Here is a 21,403-nt window from a genome sequence, read left to right on the forward strand (position 1 = left end):
CTCAGCCTAGCCTCGGCACCCAGTAGATGAGCAGATAGATCGGAATCCAGGTCAGGACCACGAAGTCCCAGTAGAAGACATTGTCGCCGACATCGCCGAAGCGACGGCCGCTATAGCCGTGGCGCGTGAACATCAGCACAGTCAGCACGATAGTGTCGCCGACATCGGTGATGAGATGGGTGGTGTGCAGCCCGAGCAGCACCCAGAGCATCGATCCATAGGCATTGGTGTCCCAATAGATGTTGAGGGCCGGGAATTCGAACCAGCGCACGACGAGCGGAGCGATGCCGAGCAGCGACATGACCATCAGCCCGATCCGCACCGGCACCATCGAACATTGCTTGGCATAGCGGTGGAGGATGTGGTTAGGCACAAGGCTGACGATGAACAAAATGGTGACGATCGTTCCGGGCCAATGGTTCGGGCGCGGTGCGCTGAGCGGCCAGTCTGGCCATGACTGCGCAAGGTAGAGATAAGCGCCGGCCGCCAGCGCGAAGCCCGTGCCTTCCAGCGCCATGAAACCCAGCGTGCCCCACCAGGTCGGGCTGCGCGGACCGTGCCCGAAGGTGGGCAGGCCAGAAAGATCGGCGGCGGCGCGCTGCTTCATTCCTCGTCCTCCGGATCGCCCTTGGGCCAGAACCATCCGATCAACGTGATGGCGATTGGCGCGGCGCCCCAGACGATCGCCCAGGGCGTGAAGATTGAATAGAGAAACGTGCCGCCGACGGCCAGCGCCGCTAAAAGCGGCCAGATCGAAGGGGCGGCCGATTTCTCGCGAATGTCGGGATGAGCTTCGGCCACGGTCGAGATGAGGAGTTCGCGCGCGTCGACGCGGAGCCCGGTCGCTACAGGGAGCGCCTCGCGCTCGGCCCAGAGCGGCTCGATATGAGTCACGATGGGAATGCGTGCGAAATTATAGCTCGGCGGCGGCGAGGATGTTGCCCACTCTAAGGTTCCTGCGTCCCACGGATTGTTGCCGGCCGAGGTGCCTTTCAACGCGCCATGCACAAGGTTGAAGGTGAACAGGACAAAGCTCAGGAAGAAGAGTAACGCCCCAGCCGAGATGAAAAGGTTGATGTTGCCCCAGCCAAGCTCGGCCGGATAGGTGTAGACACGTCGTGGCATGCCCCACAGGCCGACCAGATGCATCGGGAAAAAGGCTGCATTGAACCCGATGAAGGCCAGCCAGAAATGCCACCGCCCGAGGCGTTCGCTCATCATGCGGCCGGTGACCTTCGGGAACCAGAAATAAGCCGCGCCAAGCAACGGGAACACCGAGCCGCCGATCAGCACGTAATGGAAATGGGCGACGACGAAATAGGTGTCGTGGACCTGAAGATCCAACGGCACTGAGGCGAGCATCACGCCCGTCAGCCCGCCGATGACGAAGATGAAGAAAAAGCCGAAGACGAACAGCAACGGAGTTCGGATCACCGGTCTGCCGTCCCATAATGTTGCCAGCCAGCAGAAGATCTGTACGCCGTTCGGGATGGCGATCATCATGCTGGATGCGGTGAAGAAGCTGGCGCCAAGCTTTGGCAGGCCGGTGGCGAACATGTGATGGACCCAAAGCCCGAACGAAAGGAAGCCGACCGCGATCAGCGACAGGACCAGCCCGAGATGACCGAATGTCGGTCGCCTGGCGAAAACAGGAATGATCGAGGACACCATGCCCGTCGCCGGCAGGAAGATGATGTAAACTTCCGGATGGCCGAAGAACCAGAAGAGGTGTTGGAACAGCAGAGCATCCCCACCTTCGGCCGGGTTGAAGATGTGCGTGCCAACCAGCCGGTCAAGGATCAGGAAAGTCGAGGTGATCATCACCGCCGGCATCGCGAAGACGACGACGAAGGAAGTGACCAGCATCGCCCAGACATAGAGCGGGATCTTGTCCAGCGACATGCCGGGGGCTCGCTGCTTGAAGACCGTGACGATGGTCGCCACCGCGACGGCCAGTGACGACACTTCGGTATAGGTGATCATCTGCGCCCAGACGTCAGCCCGCTTGCCCGGTGCGAATTCGGGGCCGGACAGCGGTACGTAGGCGAACCAGCCCACATCAGGGGCCATGTTGAGGGCGAAGGACACCCAGGCGAAAGCGCCGCCCGAGACGTAGACCCAGTAGCTGAACGCGTTCAGGCGCGGAAACGCGATGTTGCGGGTGCCGACCATCAGCGGCACCAGGTAGATCCCGGTCGCCTGCATGATGGGCACGGCGAACAGAAACATCATCGTAACGCCATGCATGGTGAACAGCTGATTGTAGAGGTCGGGCCCGATCAGCCCGCGTTGCGGTCCAGAAAGCTGGATGCGCATGACGACAGCGTTGAGGCCGCCAAGACCAAGGAACACGAAAGCGGTGATCAAATAGCGTCGTGCGATCACCTTGTGATCGACGCTCGACAAGGCTCCGACGATGCCGGATGGCGTCCGCCAGGTGCGCTCGAGCCAGCGATGCAGGCCGGCATCATCCATGCCGGTGTCGCGCGGTCCGTCATGCTCGGGCGCGATGTCGCCTTTTGCAGATACCTTGCGCTCCGGCGGCAGGTCGCGTTGGCTTGTGAGATCCGCGCTGCTCATTTCAGACCCTCGAGATAGGCGACCACGGCATTGAGCTCATCGCCGCTGAGCTCCACCACCGGCATGTGGGAGCCGGGCTTGATGCCTTGCGGGTCGGCTATCCAGGCGGCGAGATTGCCGCGGCTCATCGTCAAGGTCCCGGCAGCGAGCGTCTGCCGGCTGGCTATGTGGGTGAGATCGGGAGCCACCGTTCCGCCGGCCGGCGTCCCCCCGATCCTGTGACACATCACGCAGGGGCGTTTGAGGAACAGGTCCGCACCGACCTTGGCTTCGCCGCTCGCCGGCGCGCCGGCAGGCTGCAACTGGTCGTTCAGCCAGGCATCGAATTTCGGGCGCGGCTCGGCGATGATGAAGGTGCCCATGTTGGCGTGCTGCGCACCGCAGAATTCAGCGCATTGACCACGGTAGACGCCTGGCTTGTCCGCCTTGATATCCAGGACGTTCATGTGGCCCGGGATAAGATCGAGCTTGCCGGCCAAGCTTGGGATCCAGAAGGAATGGATCACATCGGTCGAGGTCAAAAGCAGCCGCACCGGCTCGCCGGCAGGGATATGAATCTCGTTTGCCGTCGTCAGGATGCGGCTCGGCGTAGCATCCTCGTAGCGCACCTCCCACCACCACTGGTGCCCGGTCACCCTGATTGTCAGCGCAGCCTCCGAGCCGATCGCAGCCAGCGTCCTGTTGGCGAAAAAGCTTAGCAGCGTCAGTCCGATCAGGATGATGGTGGTCACTCCGACGGCGGACACGACCACGCGCATCTTGCCGCGTTCGGCCGCTTCGTCGAGTAGGAGGGGTTCATCGCCGGAACGCGATCGCATGACCAGCGGTGCTGCGAGAGCGATCATCACCAGCGCCCAAACAACCGCGCAAAGCGCGGTAAAGAACCAGATGAGCCAGGCCAGCTCGCCGGCTGCGGGGCCCTTCGGGTCAAGCGCCGACTGCCAGCCTGCGCATCCCTGCAGAAACAGGACACAGAAGGCGAAGGCCATCGAGGCCGGGCGCTTCACGGTGATTTGCCCAGTGTCGCGGCATCCGGCAGGCGGTTTTCCGAGGGATGCACCATCATGTCGTCATCGCGTTGCGGCGCGGCGGAAGACGGCGCGTTGCCGCCCAGTGCGCGCACGAAGGCCGCCAGCTCCCATATCTGGTCGTCGGGTATCTTCTGGCCGAAGCTTGGCATCCCGTTGGGCCTGCCGTCGCGGATCGTGGCGTGGATGCTTTCCATCGAGCTGCCGTAGATCCACTTCTCGTCCATGAGCGCCGGACCCATGCCGCCACCGCCATTGGCATGGCAGCCCGAGCAGTTGAACCAGCCGAACAGGCGTTTGCCCTCGCTCATGTGGAAGGCGTTGGCCTCGAAGCTCGCCGCCTTGTTGTCGGTGGGGGAGGGTCGCTGTCCGCCCGGCTCCAACGTGGTCACAGGCGTCGGCTGCTCACCTGAGCCGAGCGCCGATTGCGGTCGCGTGTCGCGCTCCTCGCGCTGGCAGGCGACCAGGGCCAGTGTCAAGGGCAGCAACATCGCCAGAGCGCGCCTCATCGGGCCGGTCTCCCGGCCATGTCCAGACGCGGTACGCCGTATCGCGCCAGAACCTCGTCGATCTCGGCCTTGTGTCGGGCAAGCGCGCTATTCACATCGCCACGCAGCGCATCGTCCTCGCGTCGAACACCCATTGAGATGTCGTACATCAGCGGCAGTTGCGGTCCATCGATGCGAGGCGTGACCGGCGTGATCCGGAGCGGCACCTTTTGCCTCTGCGCGAAATAGCCGGCGAGCGGACCCCAGACCACGGCAAGGTCGATCTCGCCGTTCGCGACAGCTTCGACGATGCGCGCCGGCGGGTTGGGAGCAGAGTAGTCGCCATAGACGGGGTAGCCGATGAGGTGCCCGACAATGCCGCGGCGGCCAAGCGCCTGGACAGGCGGCGAGTTGGCGCCATCGTCGCCGATGAGCTGAACACCGATGCGCAATTCTTGCAACCGCGGGTCGTTGAAGGACGTCACGTCCGGGCCGTCCTGGCGGGTCACGAAGACATAGGACGAACGGTAGTAAGGCGTGGTGGTGCGCAGCATTTCGAGATTGGCAGGCGTGCCGGGCACGAGATCGCAAAGGCCTGCCTTCAGCGTGTTGCGGATGAAGCCACGGCGCTGCGCCCACCAGGTATACGTCAGCTTGGCGCCAAGATCAGTGGCGACAATTTCCGCGATCCTGTTCTCGAAGCCTTGACCGGCCGCATTGGAAAACGGCATGTTGTTCGGGTCGGCGCACACTCTCAATTCACGTGCGTTGGCAACAGCCGGAAAGAGCAACAAGGCGAGCCCGGCCATGCCGATCGCCACCCGTTGGAACGCGTTTCGCGCCGGACGTACGGTCAAGTTCAATCCATCAAGGCAGCCGGAACACATAAAGCGTGCCTCCCGCCGTGGTAGCGTTCTTCAGATCCTTCATCGCGTTGACGAAGCCAAGTGCCGCGGTGGCATCGCGTGGGTCTAAGTCGCCCGAAACGATGGCGCCGGCCCAGCCACCGACGCCCGACAGAATTGCGACATACTGGTGCCCATCGGGGCCGCGATAGGTTATTGGCTGGCCGATGATGCCGGACGATGTCTTGAACTGCCAAAGCAGATCGCCAGTCCTGGCGCTGACCGCCTTGAACCAGCCTTCCATGGTCCCGTAAAAGACGACATTGCCGGCAGTGACGACGGTGCCGCTCCATACCGGAAAGTTCTCCTTCAGGACCCAGGCCGGCTTGGCGGCGGCAACATCCCAGGCGGTGAAGGCACCACGATTGCCGCCCGGCCCGGGGATCATACGTACGTTCATGCCGACATAGGGCGTGCCTGCGATGTAGTTTACCTCGACGCCTTCTTCATCCATGCAGAGATTGTTGTGGGGGATATAGAGCAGGCCGGTCCTCGGCGAAAACGCCGATGGCTGCCAGTCCTTGAGGCCGGATGCCGTCGGACAAATGTCTCGGACCACCTTGCCGGTGCCGGTTCTCTTGTCAGGGTTTGCGATCAGGCGGCCGGTCTTCAGATCGACGCCTTTGCTGGAATTGACCGGGCCATAGGCTGTGGCCGATAGCACCTCTCCAGTGGTCCGATCGAGGATATAGAGGTAGCCGTTGCGTTCCGGTCGGACAAGGACCTTGCGCGGCTTGCCTTGCCAGGTCATGTCCAGAAGGATCTGCTCGTTGATGCCGTCATAGTCATGGAGGTCATGCGGGCTCCACTGATAGAACCACTTCGCCGCTCCGGTATCGGCGTCACGCGCGAAAATACCGGACGTCCATTTGTTGTCGCCTGGCCGCAAATCCGGATTCCACGGTCCTGGATTGCCTGTGCCGTGGAAGATCAGGTTCAAGTCCGGATCGTAGGAGATCCAGCCCCACATATTGCCGCCGCCGATCTTCCAGGCTTCCGGTGGCCATGTCGTCACGCCAAGGTCTGTGCCCCTGTCCATGTCGTAGTGGGGCTTGAAGTCCGGGCCGATCAGCACATCCTTGTCGGGTCCAGTGCCATAAGCCGTCCAGACAACATGCCCGTCTCCGGCATCCAGCGCTTTGACCCAGCCGCGGACGCCCATTTCGCCGCCGGAATTGCCGACCAGAACTTTGCCCTTCACCACCAGCGGCGCCATGGTGATGGTCTCGCCGATGTTGATGTTGCCGATATGAGTGTTCCAGATCGGCTTGCCCGTATTGGCATCGAGCGCGATCGTGTGGCCGTCCAGCGTGTTGAAGAAGATGCGTCCGTCGGCGAAGGCCGCTCCGCGGTTGACGACATCGCAGCAGGCCACTCCTTGTGCCGCCGGCTCGGGATTGGGCTCGTACTTCCACTTCATCGGCGCGCCGGGCCTGGAAAGGTCGAGCGCGTAGACGATGTTGGGAAAGGGCGTGACGATGTACATGTTGTTGCCGACGACCAGCGGCGCTGCTTCCTGGCCCTTGTTTACGCCGGTCGAGAAGGTGAAGGCGACCTGCAGGTTCTTGACGTTGCCTTCGTTGATCTCGCTGAGTTCGCTGAAGCGGGTCGACGCGTAGTTCTTGGCCGGCATTGTCCATTGCCCGTCATCGGGTGGCGCCGCGGCGGCGGGCGGCGCGATAGCCGCCGCCGATGCGGGCTCCGAGGCACCGCTCAGAAACAGGCCGCATGCCAGCAGCATCACCGGGAGTATGCGGGTGCGAAAAGAATTCTCGGTCGCCAATGCGCGGGCGCCTTGTCCTGCGTCAACGCGCGCTCGTGCCGGGTGCAGCATGCCCTTCATTTGTGGATCGAGCCTCCCACGCCGGCGCCGAGCTCCGCCGCGATGTCAGCCTCGGTGCCGGCACAAAGCGGATGGCCCCAACCCGAGGCGCTTTTGCCGCCGGGATCGACATCGTAGACGATGGCGTCCTTGCGATTGGGATTGACCCCGGCGGGAACCTTGTCGAGGCCAAGCGCCGCGCGAACACGCCAGGCGACATTGTGATCGGCGCATGAGGAATCTCCGGAGACCCCGAGGCCTCCGACGATGCTCTTGCCGTCATAGAGGGCAAGCCCGCCGCCAAACACGACGACGCCTCCGATTGGCTTGCCGACGAGGGGATCGCTGGCACTTCCAAACGTTTTGGGATCGCCCGCATAGGCTGCGGCCTGGTTGACCGGGTTGGTCTCCTGCAAGCCGAAAAGCGGCCCGCCCGGCTGCGTCCCCGCGTAGAGATTGGCCGTCGATAGGGCCATTTGCGCCAGGCTGAGCCCATTGGCTGTATTGGCCTTCTCCGCCGCGACGAGGCGACTGCCTGGCCATTGCGAATCGGCGGTGGGACCGCTGAAAGCGATCGCGCACACGGCGCCATCGCGGGCAACGACAGCGGCCCATTCGTTGGTCTCAAAGCCTCCGTTGGCAGGTCCGCCGCTTGCTTTCACATTGGCCTTGAGGGCGGCGAGCAGCTTATCGTGGTCGGCCGGGCAGGGCGCCTGTGCCATGGCTTGGCCCTGTGGGAACAGGCCACTCGTCAACAACACCAGACCAAAGGCTGATAGCAAACGCCGACAGCGATACATTGTCCTGCCCATTCGTTCGAGCATCAAAGAACCCCGCAGCATTCTGGCATCCTGGAAAATGCGAAAATGCGTCCGTGGTCCAATGCCGTCGCTATTTAACTTGGGCGATGCAGCTATGTTCCTGCTTTTGCAAAAAATTGCGCAGCCGCGTGCGCCGATGCAAGGTTGCCGTCTGTCCGTGTCGCCGGCGCAATATCCGCGGCCGAGATCGTGGTACCTACTGTCATACGTGTATTGTGATGCAAACGACACCCGGCGAGAAGGAAAACGTAGCCAAAACAGGCAGTTAACGGGCTGACTGATCCCTGCCCATTGTGCAGGCACCTATGAACGTTGCGCCAGCATTGCCAAGGCAACCTGTCGGCCCTTGGCAATGGGAGAAAACCTGCATGTCTTGAGGACTCGGGCACGCCTTTGCTTGGTCGAGGCTCGCCTACATCCAACCAGACGCCTCCAACTGCGGCGGTGTCACGGGCTGGCTGCGGGTGGCAGCACTTTCACGCAAGGCCAGGATTCCCATCTGGAGTCACGGAATGCAGGAACTTCCTGTCAGCCTGGTTCACATTTGCGCCTTTGCCCGCAGCGTCAGCCGATGGAACATGATGCCGGTCGCCGCCGTTGGAAGAGCTTGGAGGCGGCCGCATGCACCTTGTCCAGATCCTGCTTCCTCGTTCCGACAACGCGGGTGAGCCCTTCGCCAAGGAAGACTTCGATCGTGTGAAGGACGAACTCGCCAATACCTTCAAAGGTGTCACCGCGTATTTTCGGACGCCCGCGGAAGGGGTATGGAGGGAGGGAAAAGAGTCCGACATGGACGAGATTGTCATCTTCGAGGTGATGACGGAAGAAGTCGATCTGCCCGATTGGCGAAGGCGCCGAGCGGAGTTGGAGCGCCGTTTCCGGCAGGACGAGATCATCATCCGCTACCTACCGATGGCATTGGTCTAAAGGTCCAGACGCTTCCGGGGTTGGGTTTTGCGACCCTCCTTCCCGAGCTGAACTGCATTCGAAATCTGGAATGGCCTATTAGAGGTTTACTTGCGATCCTTTGGACCTGCGTAATTCATTCAGTGGGTCTTCTGCAGGGTATAATATTGCGCATCGGTCGATTTTTAGAGAGGGAGGAAATATAACATATGTCCAATTAACAATTTAGACCGTTTGTCGATGGCTTGTACTGATGACACTGTTATTTTACTGGTTGCAAGCCTTGCAAGTCGACCTGACGGGGCAGTCTGGACAGGACTCAACCGCCTGATTCAAAGGGTTGACCGGAAATGGGCGTCAAAGGTCGCATTGTTGGCTGTCCAGTGACTACGCTCCTACGGCGTCGGTCATTTTTCTTTTGCTGCCGCCGATCGGTTCTGGCCGGTCGGCGCCGTTGTCTTCGCGCCTTTCGAATGTGCTGCTATTGCAGGACCCGCGCCAGTCGACTTGCACATATCGCCGTTGCCAGCGGGGCCGGGCTTCTTGCCGAGTAGTCTTGAAACGAGCGTACCTGGATATCCCACTGATACCTCCCGTGAGATTCGCGTACGCCACGGGCCAGTCTTCGCCTGGTGGGGCTACTACACGTTTTCGGCCGCCATGTTGACAGCCGATTCAGCGAGTTGTGTCAGCGCCTCGTCGGTCGCTTTTTCCTCTCCAAGGGTTAAATTGAGGAGCGAAACCGCTTCATCGAACCCGAGTTCGGAGGCCCAGGTCTTCAGTGTGCCATAGCGTGAGATTTCGTAGTGCTCCACAGCCTGGGCCGCAGCCAGCAGGCCGGCGTCCAGGGCAGGTGTGCCCTTATATTCCTCCATGATCTCGGCACCTTCATCGGTGATGCCCACAATAGCCGCACACGTCTTTCCCTGCGGCTTCTTGCCGATCACTTCGAAAACCTGTTCGAGCCGGGCAACGTGTTCTTTCGTTTCCTCGCGGTGCTTTTCGAACGCCGCCTTCAAATCTGGGCTTTGAGCGGCCTTTGCCATTTTCGGCAGCGTCGCAACGATCTTCTTTTCGGCGAAATAGATGTCCTTCAACGTGTCGTGGAAAAGTTCGTTCAGGCCCTTCGGTGATGCCTTCTTAGTGGGTGCCATCCTGTGTTCTCCCGTTCGCGCTCAAAAGCGAGGCGGAATAGCAACTCGATGCAGGGCAACTGGTTCCGGAGAGCGTTCTCTGATTGCAGTGAAATTGAACGCGACCAATTTATTCAGGACAGCCATGACGCTCAAGACCTGTCTCCCAGCACCCGCCGCCGGACGCTCAGGTAGGCCTGGCTGCAACGGAGGAAGCATCGGCACGGGTGATCGACAAGCTTCCGTGAGTCCATAATCGTCATAGATCAGACGCTTCCGACTACTCACGACGGTAGCTTGCGAAGCGTCTTCCGCATTTGCACATGTTAACCGGCCATCATTCAATGTCTCATGTGCCGCAGAATGTCTTTAAGACGCGTTCATCCGGGCGTGGCGGGTCAGCATAGCGTTCCATTTCCGGCTGCTCATCGAAGGGCCGGCTGATGACCCTCAGAATCTCCTCGAAAGGTGTGAAGTCCCCGCCCAGCGCCGCCTGGATCATAGCCTCGATGCGATGGTTGCGAGGGATGAATTTGGGATTGACGGCATGCATGACCGCCCGGCGCGCGGCCGTGTCGGCAGCATCGCTTGCGATGCGCTGGCGCCAGCGCGCCGACCAAATATCGAATGCGCCTGGATCCTCAAACAACTGCCGCGCCCCGCCCTGATCGTCCGGGGCGGCGAGGTCGTCGCCCAGACGCCGGAAGGCGAGTGTAAAGTCGGCTTCGCTGCGAGCTAATACATCCAGAAAATCAGCCGCGAGCAGCAAGTCGCCTTCCGCCTCGGTCAGCAATCCGAGTTTTCTGCGGAAGCCGCGCTGCAACACAGTCTCATATGAGGACTGGAAAGACCCAAGCACCTCTTCGGCTTCAGAGACGGCTTCACTCTCGTCCGTGCTCATGAGCGGCAGCAGAGTCTCGGCAAAGCGTGCAAGATTCCATGTCGCCACATGAGGCTGGTTGGCATAGGCATAGCGGCCGACACGGTCGATCGAACTGAACACCGCGATCGGGTCATAAGCGTCCATGAAGGCGCATGGGCCATAGTCGATCGTCTCGCCCGAGATCGTCATGTTGTCGGTGTTCATGACGCCATGGATGAAGCCGACCAGCATCCAGCGCGCCACCAGATCGGCCTGTGCAGCGACAACGGCCTCAAGCAAAGCTCGGTACGGACGCGCTTGCCCGACCAGCTGCGGGAAGTGGCGTTCAATGGCATAGTCGGCGAGGATCTTGAGGCCTCCGGTATCGTGGCGCGCAGCGAAATATTGGAAGGTGCCTAACCGGATATGACTGGCCGCCACTCTTGTAAGGACAGCGCCGGGCAGCCGGACCTCGCGATAGACCGGGTCCCCGGTGAGCACAGCCGCCAAGGCTCGCGTCGTCGGAATGCCCAGCGCGGCCATTGCTTCGCTGACGACATACTCGCGCAGAACCGGGCCGACGGCTGCGCGGCCGTCGCCATTGCGCGAGAACCGCGTCGGTCCCGATCCCTTCAACTGGATGTCACGGCGAATGTCGTTAACGTCCACCACCTCGCCAAGCAGCAGAGCGCGCCCGTCGCCGAGCTGAGGCACGAAGTTTCCGAACTGGTGACCTGCATAGGCCAGGGCGATTGCCTGCAAGCCTTCTGGAAATCTATGGCCAGAGAGCATATCCAATCCATCCGGGCTGGTAAGCTGGTCGGCATCGAGCCCGAGTTCCTCCGCAAGTGGCCGGTTGAATCGGATCAGCCGGGGTTCGGACACCGGCTTCGGATCTGTGTGCGCGAAGAAGCGCTCGGGCAATTGCGCATAGCTGTTGTTGAGGGCGAGAAGCCGCATCTGAATGCCCTGGGTTTATTCGGCGGTCGCAGGTGCCGTCATGACAATCTGGCTCTGACGGGAAGGACCCAACAGCTCCCGTCTCGAGGAGACTGTCTTCACTTGTCATATAGGACACAATCTCGCTGGTACCATTCGGATCCATCAGGCCGGCACCGGATAAGCTTTGAACTACCCGCCTACGTCGCGTTTCGGGGTACCGTGCGACGAAAGGCGACAGGCAAGCTGACCCCTTCTGCTGTCTCGACCACCGATAGGCCTAGTGGATCCATTCCGCCCTTTGTCCATGACGCCGATCTTGTCGGTCACCCTCATGGCCGTACTAGGCCGCAGGCGAAGGAAAAACTATCGAGACTACGTTGCAGCTGGGGCGCCTCCCGAATGGCGCGGACGTCAGTTTTATGATGATGCCCGACGGTACGGTGACCGCAACCCATACGCTCGCCGGGCGGATCCGTACGGGCATGTCATCAGGCGAGATCAAAGAAGATACGGTCGCGTTCCCGCGATTTTGATCCAAGCGATCGCGCGCAATTGGACACAATCACCCTAAGGGGGTCCTTCAAATGCCATCCTTGGCGTCATAGCCGCTACTTTCGAAGAGAGCATGGCGGCCCCGAACCGAAGCCTTCCTTGGTGGAAGGCCCTCCGGGCCCACCATCGGCTTTCTCTGCCGTTGATTTAATTGGGTTTTTTGTACTTTTTTGTCCCACTCTCTTCCACCCCCTCCAAAAGTGGGACATTTTCGTTCTCGTTTCGATCGAATACCAGAAGCGTCCGGGCAGACTGCGCCACTATCCGGCGGCGTGCCTTGCGGATGTAATGATCGGGCTGCTGATACGTCGTCCAGCCGTAAATCGCCTTCAGCTGTTCATGCGTGGCACCGTTTTCTGCGGCAACGGTGGCGCCTGCCTTGCGGACCCCGTGGGCGCTGCAGCCCGGGAGCCCCGCTTCGTCGCACCATTGGCGCATCTTGTTGCCAAGGCCGTTTTCCGAGAAAGGCCGACCATACTCGGTGACGAGGAATGTCAGGTTGCCGGCCGGGGCGAAGGAAAGCTCATCCTCGAGTTCTGGGAGCAGAGGCAGTTCGACGACAATCGCTTCCTTGCGCACCTTGCTCTTGTCGGTCTTGCCAGGCTTGATCCTGATCCACTTCTCCCAGGTCCCGGTATCCTTGTTGCGAACCTGGGTAATGTGTTGTCTGCCAAAGATTGCTGCATCGGACAGTCGCAAACCTGTGAACATGAAAATCGCCAGCGCCATACGAGCCATGGTGCCGCGCGCATGCCGTTTCTCATACTGGACGATCTCCGACACTTCCCAGGTGTGGAAACCTTCGCCATTGCCCGAAGTCAGGCGCTTTATTCCGTTTGCCGGATTGACCTCGACCAGCTCGGCATCCTTGGCCCAGGCGAACATTGCGCTAATGGCTTTTGTGATATTGTTGGCTGCCCCTGGAGCGTCTGACCGGGTATCACGAAGCTCCTTGACGTGAGCCCGCTTCATGGCCGCGAAAGGTAATGAACCCTTCGTCGAAAAGTCCGGACTGACCGGCCCGCTCAGCGGGTGAGGCAGTTTGCACACGCCTTCGAGTATCGTTCGTCGTCGAAGCATCGTGCCTTCGCCGACCTCTGCGCCACCGCGCCGGAAATACTCCTGGCAAAGCCACATCAGACTGCCCGGCGGGGCCACTGGCCTCACTACAGGCCTGACCACATTCTGAGCCGAAGCATAAGGAACGCCATCTCGCGCGCAGCGCACTTCTTCGTGGAACTCGGCTGAACCTGGCTTTTCTCGCAGACGGATCTTTTTTCTACCCGGTGCGCGGAAGTACAGCCGGATATTGCCGTGCCGATCCCTGTCTTCGACAACGCCTTTCAGATTGAATTTCACCATGGTGCTCGCCACGTCCATCATCTGCGATCCCAAGGATTATCGCTGGAGGACATGCCGTCAAGTTTGCTGTTGCGGTGTGGTAGCCGCCCGAATGCCTCTGCCAGTTCCTCCACGTCCCAGACATAGCGCTCTTTGCTGGGCATCCGCGGTTGTGGCATACGGCCATCCGCGACCATCTGGTCGAACGTCGTTGGACTGACGCCGATAGCTACCGCTGCCTGTTCTCGATTAATGCCGAACAGCGGGAGCCCGCCAGGTGCGCGTTTCATTGCTTTACTCGCTGCACATCGCCTCGCGGGCTGAGTTCCGCGACAGTGGAGCATTCACCTAAGAAGCAATCACGCTACCCTTTCCTTGGAATGCCTGGAATGGATCTGTCCGGCCAATGCGGCAAACGGCGGTGGCGACGTGAAAATAGGATAGCAGACCGCGGCCGCGGGGCTTCGAGCCGGGAGACCGCTACCGCCAATACAGCGCTGCAACCGAGTTCGTCTGTTGCAGGGATTTCGCAAGCGAGGTCAGCAGATACAAATCCTGTCCCCGCAACCACTTCTGTCACACCCGAACCGTCTCGGTCTAACCGGGGCGGTTTTTGGGCTTTTGGCCGGGGATGTATCGGTCGGCACCCACATCCAGGTAACCGTTCGGCGAGGGCCGCGGGGCTATGATTTTGGGCAACGGTTTTCTGCGGTAGGTTTCGGCGTGATCCGCAGCCCTGCGCTCGTCGACGATATGCCGAAGGTTGTCGATGCCGTCTTCGTTGAAGACCACGACGTTCGCTTAATTCGGACGCGGGATAGTCGTCGTAGGCGGTCAGGCAACCGAAGCCAGCTTGCGACTCGTCGGTGCAGCAGTGCCTGCTAGCCCCTCTAGTCCTCAAAGAAGGTGACTGCGTTCGCTTCGCGCTGTTCCCTCCAGTAACGCTCCGATTGCCTTGGTGACGGAGCAGTGCCAACCGCGTCAGGGATAGCCTTATCCCTCAAACCAGTCGGCGCTGCGGACTTCCTTGAACCGGACGATGGGGGGGGCGGTGTAACTGAACGCTCAGTCGGCAAAGATAGGTGAGTCAGAAAGGTGGTCTCGCGAAATGGAAGCCCACGGCCGTTCCGTCGTCGATCCAGAGGTCGTATCTGCACGCCGGGGGTTCCTGGAGACGGGAGAGACTCCAACACTGCCTGCGTCTGGACTTCGGTTTCTGCACTGGCGCTCACTGGGGCTAGGGGCAGCTGGACAGCGGTTCGACCGTAGCGCCCGCGAACCGTGGCAGGTCGCGCATAGACGAGGCGTTGAAGCGGTGTGCCATCGCTGCTCAGACCGAAGCCAGGATTGTCTTCTTGGCCAAAAATTGAGACCCATGTCGGCTCCGCGGGGCTCAACCCCCGAAAAGCAAAATACGGACCCAAAGCGGATGCGGCTCTGACATAGGCTTGCAGCGCCAAGTAAGACTGGTGAAACCTCTTCGTCTCATGGCGCCCGCGGTGAACCGCAGACATTGTGCGGTGAAGAAATGTTGCGCCGATAGAGAAGATCGGCAGGCCACGGTCGAGAGCAACATCTATGCTCTTACGAATTTCGGTCTCTTTTACACCTGTTGTCTGTGCCGCCAGCGTCGCTGAAAGGATTGCGCCATCGGCAATTGCAGGAAACCAGTTCATCAGATTCCTGACCCAGTCTCTGCGTTCGGACAATTTATTGATTCGCAGAAGGAAATATCCCGCTGCCACCGCCGAGATGGGATCATTGATTTTCTCTTCCAAGAGGCGGTCCGCCACCTCCGGTATGTCGGCAAGGCGATTCGCCTCGGTGATCGCGCCACCCGAGAGATAAGCCAGAATGATCTCATTGTCCGGTTGCTCACGCGATACGGTGACATCGATCGTGTCGCCTTTCTCGCGCGCGCTGCGCGTCAAAGCAACACGCACTCGCTGGGCGGGTGGTAGTGAGACCAACCGCCAGCCGAATTCGTCGCCACCGATTTGAAGCAGGTGTGGGTTGTTAGGTACGGCGATCGTGATCTGCTGAACGCCGCTGCGATCACTCAGGCGATTTTCGGCATCAAGCGAGCTGCCCTGCCATAGCCCGTCCAACAACGACCACAAGGTCATCCAAACCTTGCCGATCGAGCGACGCGCAGCAATGCCTGAGGTTCCGACGAGATGATCCAACGAATGAAACGGGGTTACCCATTCAAGCCATTCCGTCGGCACTGTGCTCCTAATGTCGAAACGGGCTTCGCTTTTACCGTTCTTCAGGTCCACGATCTGCTGAGCGGTTTCGCCGCTAGGCAGGGTTATCACGACGTGCACTCTGTCTAACGGACCGCGTTTGCCATTAGCGAAGGTCAAACTGCCAGGCCGGCTTGGCGAGGCGGTTCCCGATGCAACGAGGTCACCGAGAGGAGAATAAACGTCAACCGGGAACGTTAGGAACCGATTGTTCTGGCTAGAGCCGGTAATGTGAATTATCAGATCTGTCACGTGATCCTCTCAAGACGAGACCGTGAAACGGCGCCGGAATGCAGCCTGCGTGAGAAACTGCTTGCTCAAGATCTGCTCTTTAAACGAGGTCGAATCGGTTGAGTTGGCTCCATAAGTCCACTCTCCCTGCTCCCGAACGAATTTGGCGGGACCAGTTGAAAGCGACTTGATATCTCTGGCTTGCGCAGGATCTTCCATGAAGGCTTGAGCTAAAGGCCTAAAACCTAGTGGCACGACGTCCAGTTCCAGCAGAATGGAAGGGCGCTTGGCCTGGATGTGCATTGGGACCGTCCAAGTGCCGTCACCCTCGGTGGCTCCCACCTTCTGACGATCGTCGCCGGCGTCCGGCTGTTCAAACTCCAAGAATGCGGAGATAGCTTCTCGCAGACTTGCAATCCCCACGCCATAGCCGTTGCCACTTGGATGTTGAAGGCCACAGTGCCCTTTAAGTGCCGCAAGAAGGGCTGCCGTAAACTTGGCGACACCGCCTTCGGGTGCGTAGGCTATGCGGTTGGCAGTGGTGGCGCGGAGGATTGCCCATTCATTCGTCGTGGGGGTACCGGTTCTTTTCCCACCTATAAGAGCTCGTGGCGAGTCGATCTGGTTGATCATCTCTTCGCTGAGTTCCATGCAAGCATCAATGAAATAGAATAGGCTCGCCTTAGCCTTTCGAATCGAAGCTTGGGCCGTATTTGTCAAGTGGAATACGGCATCCCAGGTGTTGTTGAGATCTTCCCCGAGGTCATCTGCCACGAGATATTGTGTCAATCCGTCGCTGACGCCGTGACCGCAAAAATAAAATACGCCGCGGCTATCTGAATTGAGCGCGATCCGTTCTAGCCAGGCTAAGTACGCTGCTCTGATGTTGGCGATTGTCGGTCTGGTGGGCGTGATCGAGCTCCCAAACGGCGTCGCAAACGCATGGTATGGAGATGTGAGCATCGCCAAGGATCCTAGGGGCGCCTCGCTATTGAAGAATGCCTCGCTCGAATCTTTGGCTTGACCAAGGGGCATGGCATCAACGCCGGTTAAAAACCAATTCGCAATGGCTTCCACCGAGAGCCTCGGCGACGACAGCGGCTTGAGGCTTCCGTATCCGGCCTTGGCGATGCTTGGGTACTCTCCACAGCCAATCAGCAGTACATGCGTTGCGGCGGCAGTAGGATCGCCTTTGATAGCTTGCGATTCAAAAATCAGGCTCATCTAGGTTTCTCTACTGCGCGAGACGTATCCGCAAGCGTTTGTAGAAGCTCGGCCGGGCAAAGTATCCGCCATGGGCATCGATCATCCCATAGCCGGTGTCGTACTGAAGATCCTTCACACCCTGATAGATCGCTTCGGCACAAAATGAAAACACATCGTTCGTATCGAAGACGTTCAGCCACACTGCGACACTCGGATTGCGCGAAATCCGATCTTTCTTCGGATCGGTGGGCATCCCCGCCGGGAGCACCCTGCCGAAGAGTGACATTTCTTCGAAAAGGCCGACTTGTGAGCCGACCGTTACGAGGCGATCGACCTTCAGCTCCGGGGCAAAATAGGTCAGGATGTCGTAGACGATCACACCCCCGAGGCTATGGCCGATAATGATCAGCTTGTCATCGCCGGCCTTCTTTGCTGCTTCGGCTGTTCGCAACGCCCCAAGGACCTCATTGACGATAGATCCGGGCGCAGCAGCCGTGCCGCGGTTTTTGAGGTAGACGAAAACATCCCCCAAGAACCGAGACGCCTTTGTGTGCATTGACCTCCTCGCAAGCGAGAGGGTGGCAGCCGTCATCGCGTCGCTGGGAGCCGAGCCTAGGCGGGCCAACGCCTCCCGTGTCGACTGAAGCCAGCCACTCAAGCTGAGCGTTTCGAGTTTTGGGTCGCCGTCGGGAAGTGCTTCTATCCCTTTCATGAGTTCGTCAACAAACTCGGCGTTCGATAGGGGCGGGGTTTTCATCGCCCATGCAGGCGCGGGGTTCGATTGCAGATAGCGCTGCGAGGCTTCATATGCAGCGGCGATCCTTTCGACATTTTGCGAGGCGTTTGATGTGGCAGAAGCAGTGTCCCACACCAAGTCGACTGCATCCGCGAATCCTTTGGCGCGACTGAGATCGCCGAGATTGACGATGTCAGTTCCAGCCTGTTCGCGGGCCTCCTGAAGTCGCAAGTCTATTTCGGCATTCGCTTGTCCGAGGGCAAGAGCCTCCACACCACCACCAGGAAGGGAGGCCTGGTTCCATAAGAACTTCACCCCGTCGCCTCCCCAATAGGGAAAACTGATCGCAGTTTTTTCGACATCGAGGCCGAGCGGTCCAGCAAGCAGCGTCTTCAAATATTCTTGTTTGCGCGCTTGATCGTCTAGAAAACCGGCATCCTCTTTTCGGTTGTTGACGCCATGAACAAAGACTATTGGCACCCCTGCATCCTCCTTGCCATTGCCAGAATCAGCTGTAGGCCGGAGTTTGCCGTCTCACAACTGGAAAACGACAATAAAGTACAAGGAAGGGGAAGCAATTACACCATGTCGCTCTGAGACGGCTGACGAGATGGCCCGTCGGCACAACTTAACTTGTGATTTCTATGGTCCCGGAAGCTTTTCACCTGCGGCAACAGCTTGGTCCTACAACGAACCTGAATCGTGGCATGGGTTCAGCGATGGCGGTGGTAGTGATTCAGTTTGAAACTGATGGTCGCATTCGTACCCGGACCTGGTCGGGCGGCGAGCATAGCGGTGGCACAGTGACAACTTCGGCTGATGTCATAGTACGCCTAGCAATACGGGTCGGTCCAAGGCGAATTTTCGGCTCGATCCGTCGCGAAATTTAGGACCGAGCCAACCGGGCTGCTGCTCCGGCTCGCGCTAATAAAATCCCGAGTGCCGGATCAAAGGCTCGCATCATCAATATCAGCTCAGGCAATTCACTGATGGACGGGGGAGCCGGAATAGCGAAGGCTAGGCGTTCTAGCTTCTCCGCAAGCCAAGCACGGAGCGCCTGCTTGGTTGGCTGCGCACCGGCGCACTCAATGATCCGCCACGCGGCCTCGCTGGGGTGGCTGCTATTGGCCTCATCGGCAGAGAGCTCAATCACCGCATTGGCTATAGATTCGGCAAGGCTCGTGTTATGGTCACGAGCGGCGATTTGAGAAAGCGTCGACAAGCCGTTGATCACGGGACGTTTGTCCGACGTTGGGCTCCCGCCGCGCAACCCCTCTAGCAACGATTTGATCGCGTCATGCCCCCGACGGGGAATGTTAAAGTGCATAAGCACATCCGTCAGCGGGTGGAACCTTTCCATGCTCGGCTCCTCGCAAAACTGATGGAACTTCTCCCCGATGCCACTTTCCGCGGGCATGTCCATGTAGGCTGCCTTCCGCTCTCCCTCCAGCAGTGAAGGAAGAAACATGGCAAATTCCATTCCTCGCTCCGAAATCGCCGCGCGGGCCTTCTCCGTATGCGGCTTCCATTTTGTGGCCACATGGTCACGCACAGTGTGAACAGCATTGAGAGTTCGACCGACCATGTCGGCCACGAGGTAGCGTGGATCGATCCACTCTGGCCGCCACAAAGGCTGATCAAAAAAGCCCAAGAATACTGAGACGACAAACTCATTTCCGGACAGCCTCATAGCCCAAGGCACAATTTGATCGTAACGCAACTCCATTTTGGCGAAGGCCATAAAGATCGCGCTCGCATGTGCTGCGGCGGCGATCCTACGCCAATAGGCAGGTCGTTCTCTGAGTATCTCATGCTGCGCCAGGTAGGCAGTGGTGACGACGAACGCTGCCGCATAGACCCGACACGAATTCTCCAACCGGGTCATATCGCCAACCAGCTCGACGAGAAGCCTTTCACCAAGATCGGCAAACCGGCCTTGCGAAGCTGACAGTGAAGCGCAGACCTCAAACATCCCGACCAACGCGTACGGACTCGACCCAGGGATGTTGCCCGTTATGGCGACTGCAACGTCATCCGGGTCGGCGAGACTAAGTAACCCCACCGGCGTCAGTCGCGCAGATGCGCACGTTCCGATCAACGACTGAATGGCCCGACCAGGACCAACGCCAAGACGCCGCCGCCACTCGTCTGTCAGTTCCGCTGCAACGTACTCACTCAAATTGCCCGCTTCCCGAGGTGCTGGGATCAGAGCATCCCAATAGCCGCAATGCTCAGGAAAAAAATCTTCTCGGGTAATATCTTCTCTCGCTTCAGCCTTCACCCGCAGTTCTTCCGCAAAAAGCTCCGGGCTTGCCGAGAACAGATCGACCGTTTCGACAAAAGCTTTCTCATCAAGCTTCGAGCGGGATAGCCGAGCTCGAGCCTGGGCTTGCCCATCGGCGGGCAGTGAGAATCTCGACGCAAATTCGTCGAAGGCGGCCAGGCGCCGTACCTTTTTTGTCGCAAGAAGACTGGCGAAATTGAAACGGAAGCGATGCTGCGGCAACTCAACGATCATCGCGCCGTCACTCGCAAGGTTGAGTTTCGCGTCGACCTCCGTTCCCGACTGGTTTGTCAGCTTCACGCCCTTCTTCCCGTCCACGATCTTTCGAAACGCGCCAACAAGCTGTTCGAAGCTTACGACTTCCACCTCGCCGAGATGAACAGGCCGCTCAAGGGAAATACCGAAGATGCGGGCGAGTTCGCCATCGGCCAGTACGGCAGAGCGAATTGAGGTTGGAAGCTTTTGAAGGGCGTACATCGCCTTCATGCGCCGGAGCTTACTCGGAGGGATCGATATCATTACTCTCCTCCGAAATGGCCATCACGAATGTCTTAACGTGCTCGACGATGGCGTTATAAGTGTGCGGTGACCTTTCGTGCAGGCCGCCAACAACTTTCTTGTCAACCCATTTGAGATAATTGTTGAGTGCCGTGTCCGACAACTCGACGGGAATCAGGAGCCCGCTCATCATGGCCGTCTCGACAGCTGTGCTCCACCCCGGCGGGGGCTCTTTCCNCCTGCCGATCCAATCATCCGGAACCGGCAAGGTCGCCAGCAGAGCGTCCGCGTACGATGAAGCGCGAGTTGGATCTGGCTCCGCTTCCCATACCTGGATGATCGCGTGCTTGATTGCTGACAAGCAGCTTGCGAGCCAACGGATCTCGGCAGGGAACTGCGGCAACTCGCGCAGAATGGCAAGGTCAAGGCTTTCCCGGATTGCTCTGAACTCCGCGCCGTGACCAGGCCTGCCGTGCTGGACCGCAATCACTAGCTCCTCGGTATCGACCGGCACGAGACCGACACCTGCTTGGCGAAGTCTGTGTCGGCACAGGCGGCGCTCCCGATCGCTGATCGCGCCCCGCCGTTCCAAATCCGTTAGAATATCGAGCGTCGTCGCGACAGGAGTCCTGTTTCCCTGCCTGTCGGCCGCGAATCCCTCTTTGTTTATTGCCCGATCGTCGATTACGACCGCATCGACGTCGCGCAGATCATGCAGCAGGTAGAAGGTGGACGAAGGCATGTCGTCGTCTTGTTCGTGTCGGCCCGGATTTCTCGCGCCGAACACAATTTTCCCTTGCAAATAAGCCCCGCGAATAGCGT

General features: G+C 59.5%; 18 protein-coding genes. 2 read left to right on the top strand and 16 right to left on the bottom strand.

Annotated elements, in window-relative coordinates; all coding sequences use genetic code 11:
- Window position 1: 1 nt before the first annotated feature.
- The 7 genes from M729_RS0113810 to M729_RS0113840 are packed head-to-tail and all read right to left on the bottom strand — an operon-like array spanning window position 2 to window position 7,545.
- Window positions 2-607: a cytochrome c oxidase subunit 3 gene (locus tag M729_RS0113810; protein WP_013525139.1), complete on the bottom strand. Its 606-nt coding sequence runs from the start codon at window positions 605-607 to the stop codon at window positions 2-4.
- A complete protein-coding gene (gene ctaD, locus M729_RS0113815) occupies window positions 604-2,580 on the bottom strand; it encodes a cytochrome c oxidase subunit I (protein ID WP_082826784.1) in 1,977 nt (658 codons plus the stop codon). Before ctaD ends, M729_RS0113810 begins: the two co-directional genes overlap by 4 nt.
- Window positions 2,577-3,587, bottom strand: a complete 1,011-nt coding sequence (gene coxB, locus M729_RS0113820) for a cytochrome c oxidase subunit II (protein ID WP_164920095.1) — start codon at window positions 3,585-3,587, stop codon at window positions 2,577-2,579. Before coxB ends, ctaD begins: the two co-directional genes overlap by 4 nt.
- On the bottom strand, window positions 3,584-4,117 hold the full coding sequence (locus tag M729_RS0113825; RefSeq protein WP_027161881.1) for a c-type cytochrome: 534 nt from the start codon (window positions 4,115-4,117) through the stop codon (window positions 3,584-3,586). The genes coxB and M729_RS0113825 overlap by 4 nt, the downstream gene beginning before the upstream one ends.
- A complete protein-coding gene (locus tag M729_RS0113830; protein ID WP_027161882.1) occupies window positions 4,114-4,983 on the bottom strand; it encodes a substrate-binding domain-containing protein in 870 nt (289 codons plus the stop codon). The genes M729_RS0113825 and M729_RS0113830 overlap by 4 nt, the downstream gene beginning before the upstream one ends.
- Window positions 4,964-6,844 carry a methanol/ethanol family PQQ-dependent dehydrogenase gene (locus M729_RS0113835; RefSeq protein WP_027161883.1) on the bottom strand — a complete coding sequence of 627 codons (1,881 nt, stop codon included), beginning with the start codon at window positions 6,842-6,844 and terminating at the stop codon, window positions 4,964-4,966. Before M729_RS0113835 ends, M729_RS0113830 begins: the two co-directional genes overlap by 20 nt.
- The gene (locus M729_RS0113840; RefSeq protein WP_013525145.1) at window positions 6,841-7,545 is read right to left on the bottom strand and encodes a heme-binding protein; all 705 of its coding nucleotides are present in this window, start codon (window positions 7,543-7,545) and stop codon (window positions 6,841-6,843) included. The genes M729_RS0113835 and M729_RS0113840 overlap by 4 nt, the downstream gene beginning before the upstream one ends.
- A gap of 563 nt (window positions 7,546-8,108) precedes the next feature.
- Here M729_RS0113840 and M729_RS1000000139685 point away from each other — a divergent pair.
- The gene (locus tag M729_RS1000000139685) at window positions 8,109-8,312 is read left to right on the top strand and encodes a hypothetical protein (protein ID WP_275955479.1); all 204 of its coding nucleotides are present in this window, start codon (window positions 8,109-8,111) and stop codon (window positions 8,310-8,312) included.
- On the top strand, window positions 8,266-8,571 hold the full coding sequence (locus M729_RS0113845; RefSeq protein ID WP_024504611.1) for a hypothetical protein: 306 nt from the start codon (window positions 8,266-8,268) through the stop codon (window positions 8,569-8,571). The genes M729_RS1000000139685 and M729_RS0113845 overlap by 47 nt, the downstream gene beginning before the upstream one ends.
- A 620-nt stretch (window positions 8,572-9,191) precedes the next feature.
- Here the strand turns inward: M729_RS0113845 and M729_RS0113850 are convergent.
- The 9 genes from M729_RS0113850 to M729_RS0113895 all read right to left on the bottom strand — a co-directional run bounded on the left by M729_RS0113850 (window position 9,192) and on the right by M729_RS0113895 (window position 20,602).
- Window positions 9,192-9,704, bottom strand: a complete 513-nt coding sequence (locus M729_RS0113850; protein ID WP_027161884.1) for a ferritin-like domain-containing protein — start codon at window positions 9,702-9,704, stop codon at window positions 9,192-9,194.
- A 328-nt stretch (window positions 9,705-10,032) separates the two neighbouring features.
- Window positions 10,033-11,505: a protein adenylyltransferase SelO gene (locus tag M729_RS0113855; RefSeq protein ID WP_027161885.1), complete on the bottom strand. Its 1,473-nt coding sequence runs from the start codon at window positions 11,503-11,505 to the stop codon at window positions 10,033-10,035.
- Window positions 11,506-12,186: 681 nt separating this feature from the next.
- Window positions 12,187-13,422 (bottom strand): tyrosine-type recombinase/integrase, encoded by a 1,236-nt coding sequence (locus tag M729_RS01000000135020; protein ID WP_245267567.1) that lies wholly within the window; start codon window positions 13,420-13,422, stop codon window positions 12,187-12,189.
- Window positions 13,419-13,670 (bottom strand): transcriptional regulator, encoded by a 252-nt coding sequence (locus M729_RS0113870; RefSeq protein ID WP_027161886.1) that lies wholly within the window; start codon window positions 13,668-13,670, stop codon window positions 13,419-13,421. The genes M729_RS01000000135020 and M729_RS0113870 overlap by 4 nt, the downstream gene beginning before the upstream one ends.
- A gap of 307 nt (window positions 13,671-13,977) precedes the next feature.
- The gene (locus M729_RS0113875; protein ID WP_027161887.1) at window positions 13,978-14,172 is read right to left on the bottom strand and encodes a hypothetical protein; all 195 of its coding nucleotides are present in this window, start codon (window positions 14,170-14,172) and stop codon (window positions 13,978-13,980) included.
- A 98-nt stretch (window positions 14,173-14,270) separates the two neighbouring features.
- On the bottom strand, window positions 14,271-15,878 hold the full coding sequence (locus M729_RS0113880; protein WP_032808433.1) for a hypothetical protein: 1,608 nt from the start codon (window positions 15,876-15,878) through the stop codon (window positions 14,271-14,273).
- A gap of 9 nt (window positions 15,879-15,887) precedes the next feature.
- A complete protein-coding gene (locus M729_RS0113885; RefSeq protein ID WP_027161889.1) occupies window positions 15,888-17,081 on the bottom strand; it encodes a caspase family protein in 1,194 nt (397 codons plus the stop codon).
- 10 nt (window positions 17,082-17,091) lie between these two features.
- Window positions 17,092-18,279, bottom strand: coding sequence for a hypothetical protein (locus M729_RS0113890; protein WP_027161890.1), 1,188 nt, complete (start codon window positions 18,277-18,279; stop codon window positions 17,092-17,094).
- A gap of 406 nt (window positions 18,280-18,685) precedes the next feature.
- The gene (locus M729_RS0113895; RefSeq protein ID WP_027161891.1) at window positions 18,686-20,602 is read right to left on the bottom strand and encodes a hypothetical protein; all 1,917 of its coding nucleotides are present in this window, start codon (window positions 20,600-20,602) and stop codon (window positions 18,686-18,688) included.
- Window positions 20,603-21,403 lie beyond the last annotated feature (801 nt).

Source organism: Mesorhizobium sp. WSM1293 (assembly GCF_000513875.1).
GTDB classification, from domain to species: domain Bacteria; phylum Pseudomonadota; class Alphaproteobacteria; order Rhizobiales; family Rhizobiaceae; genus Mesorhizobium; species Mesorhizobium ciceri.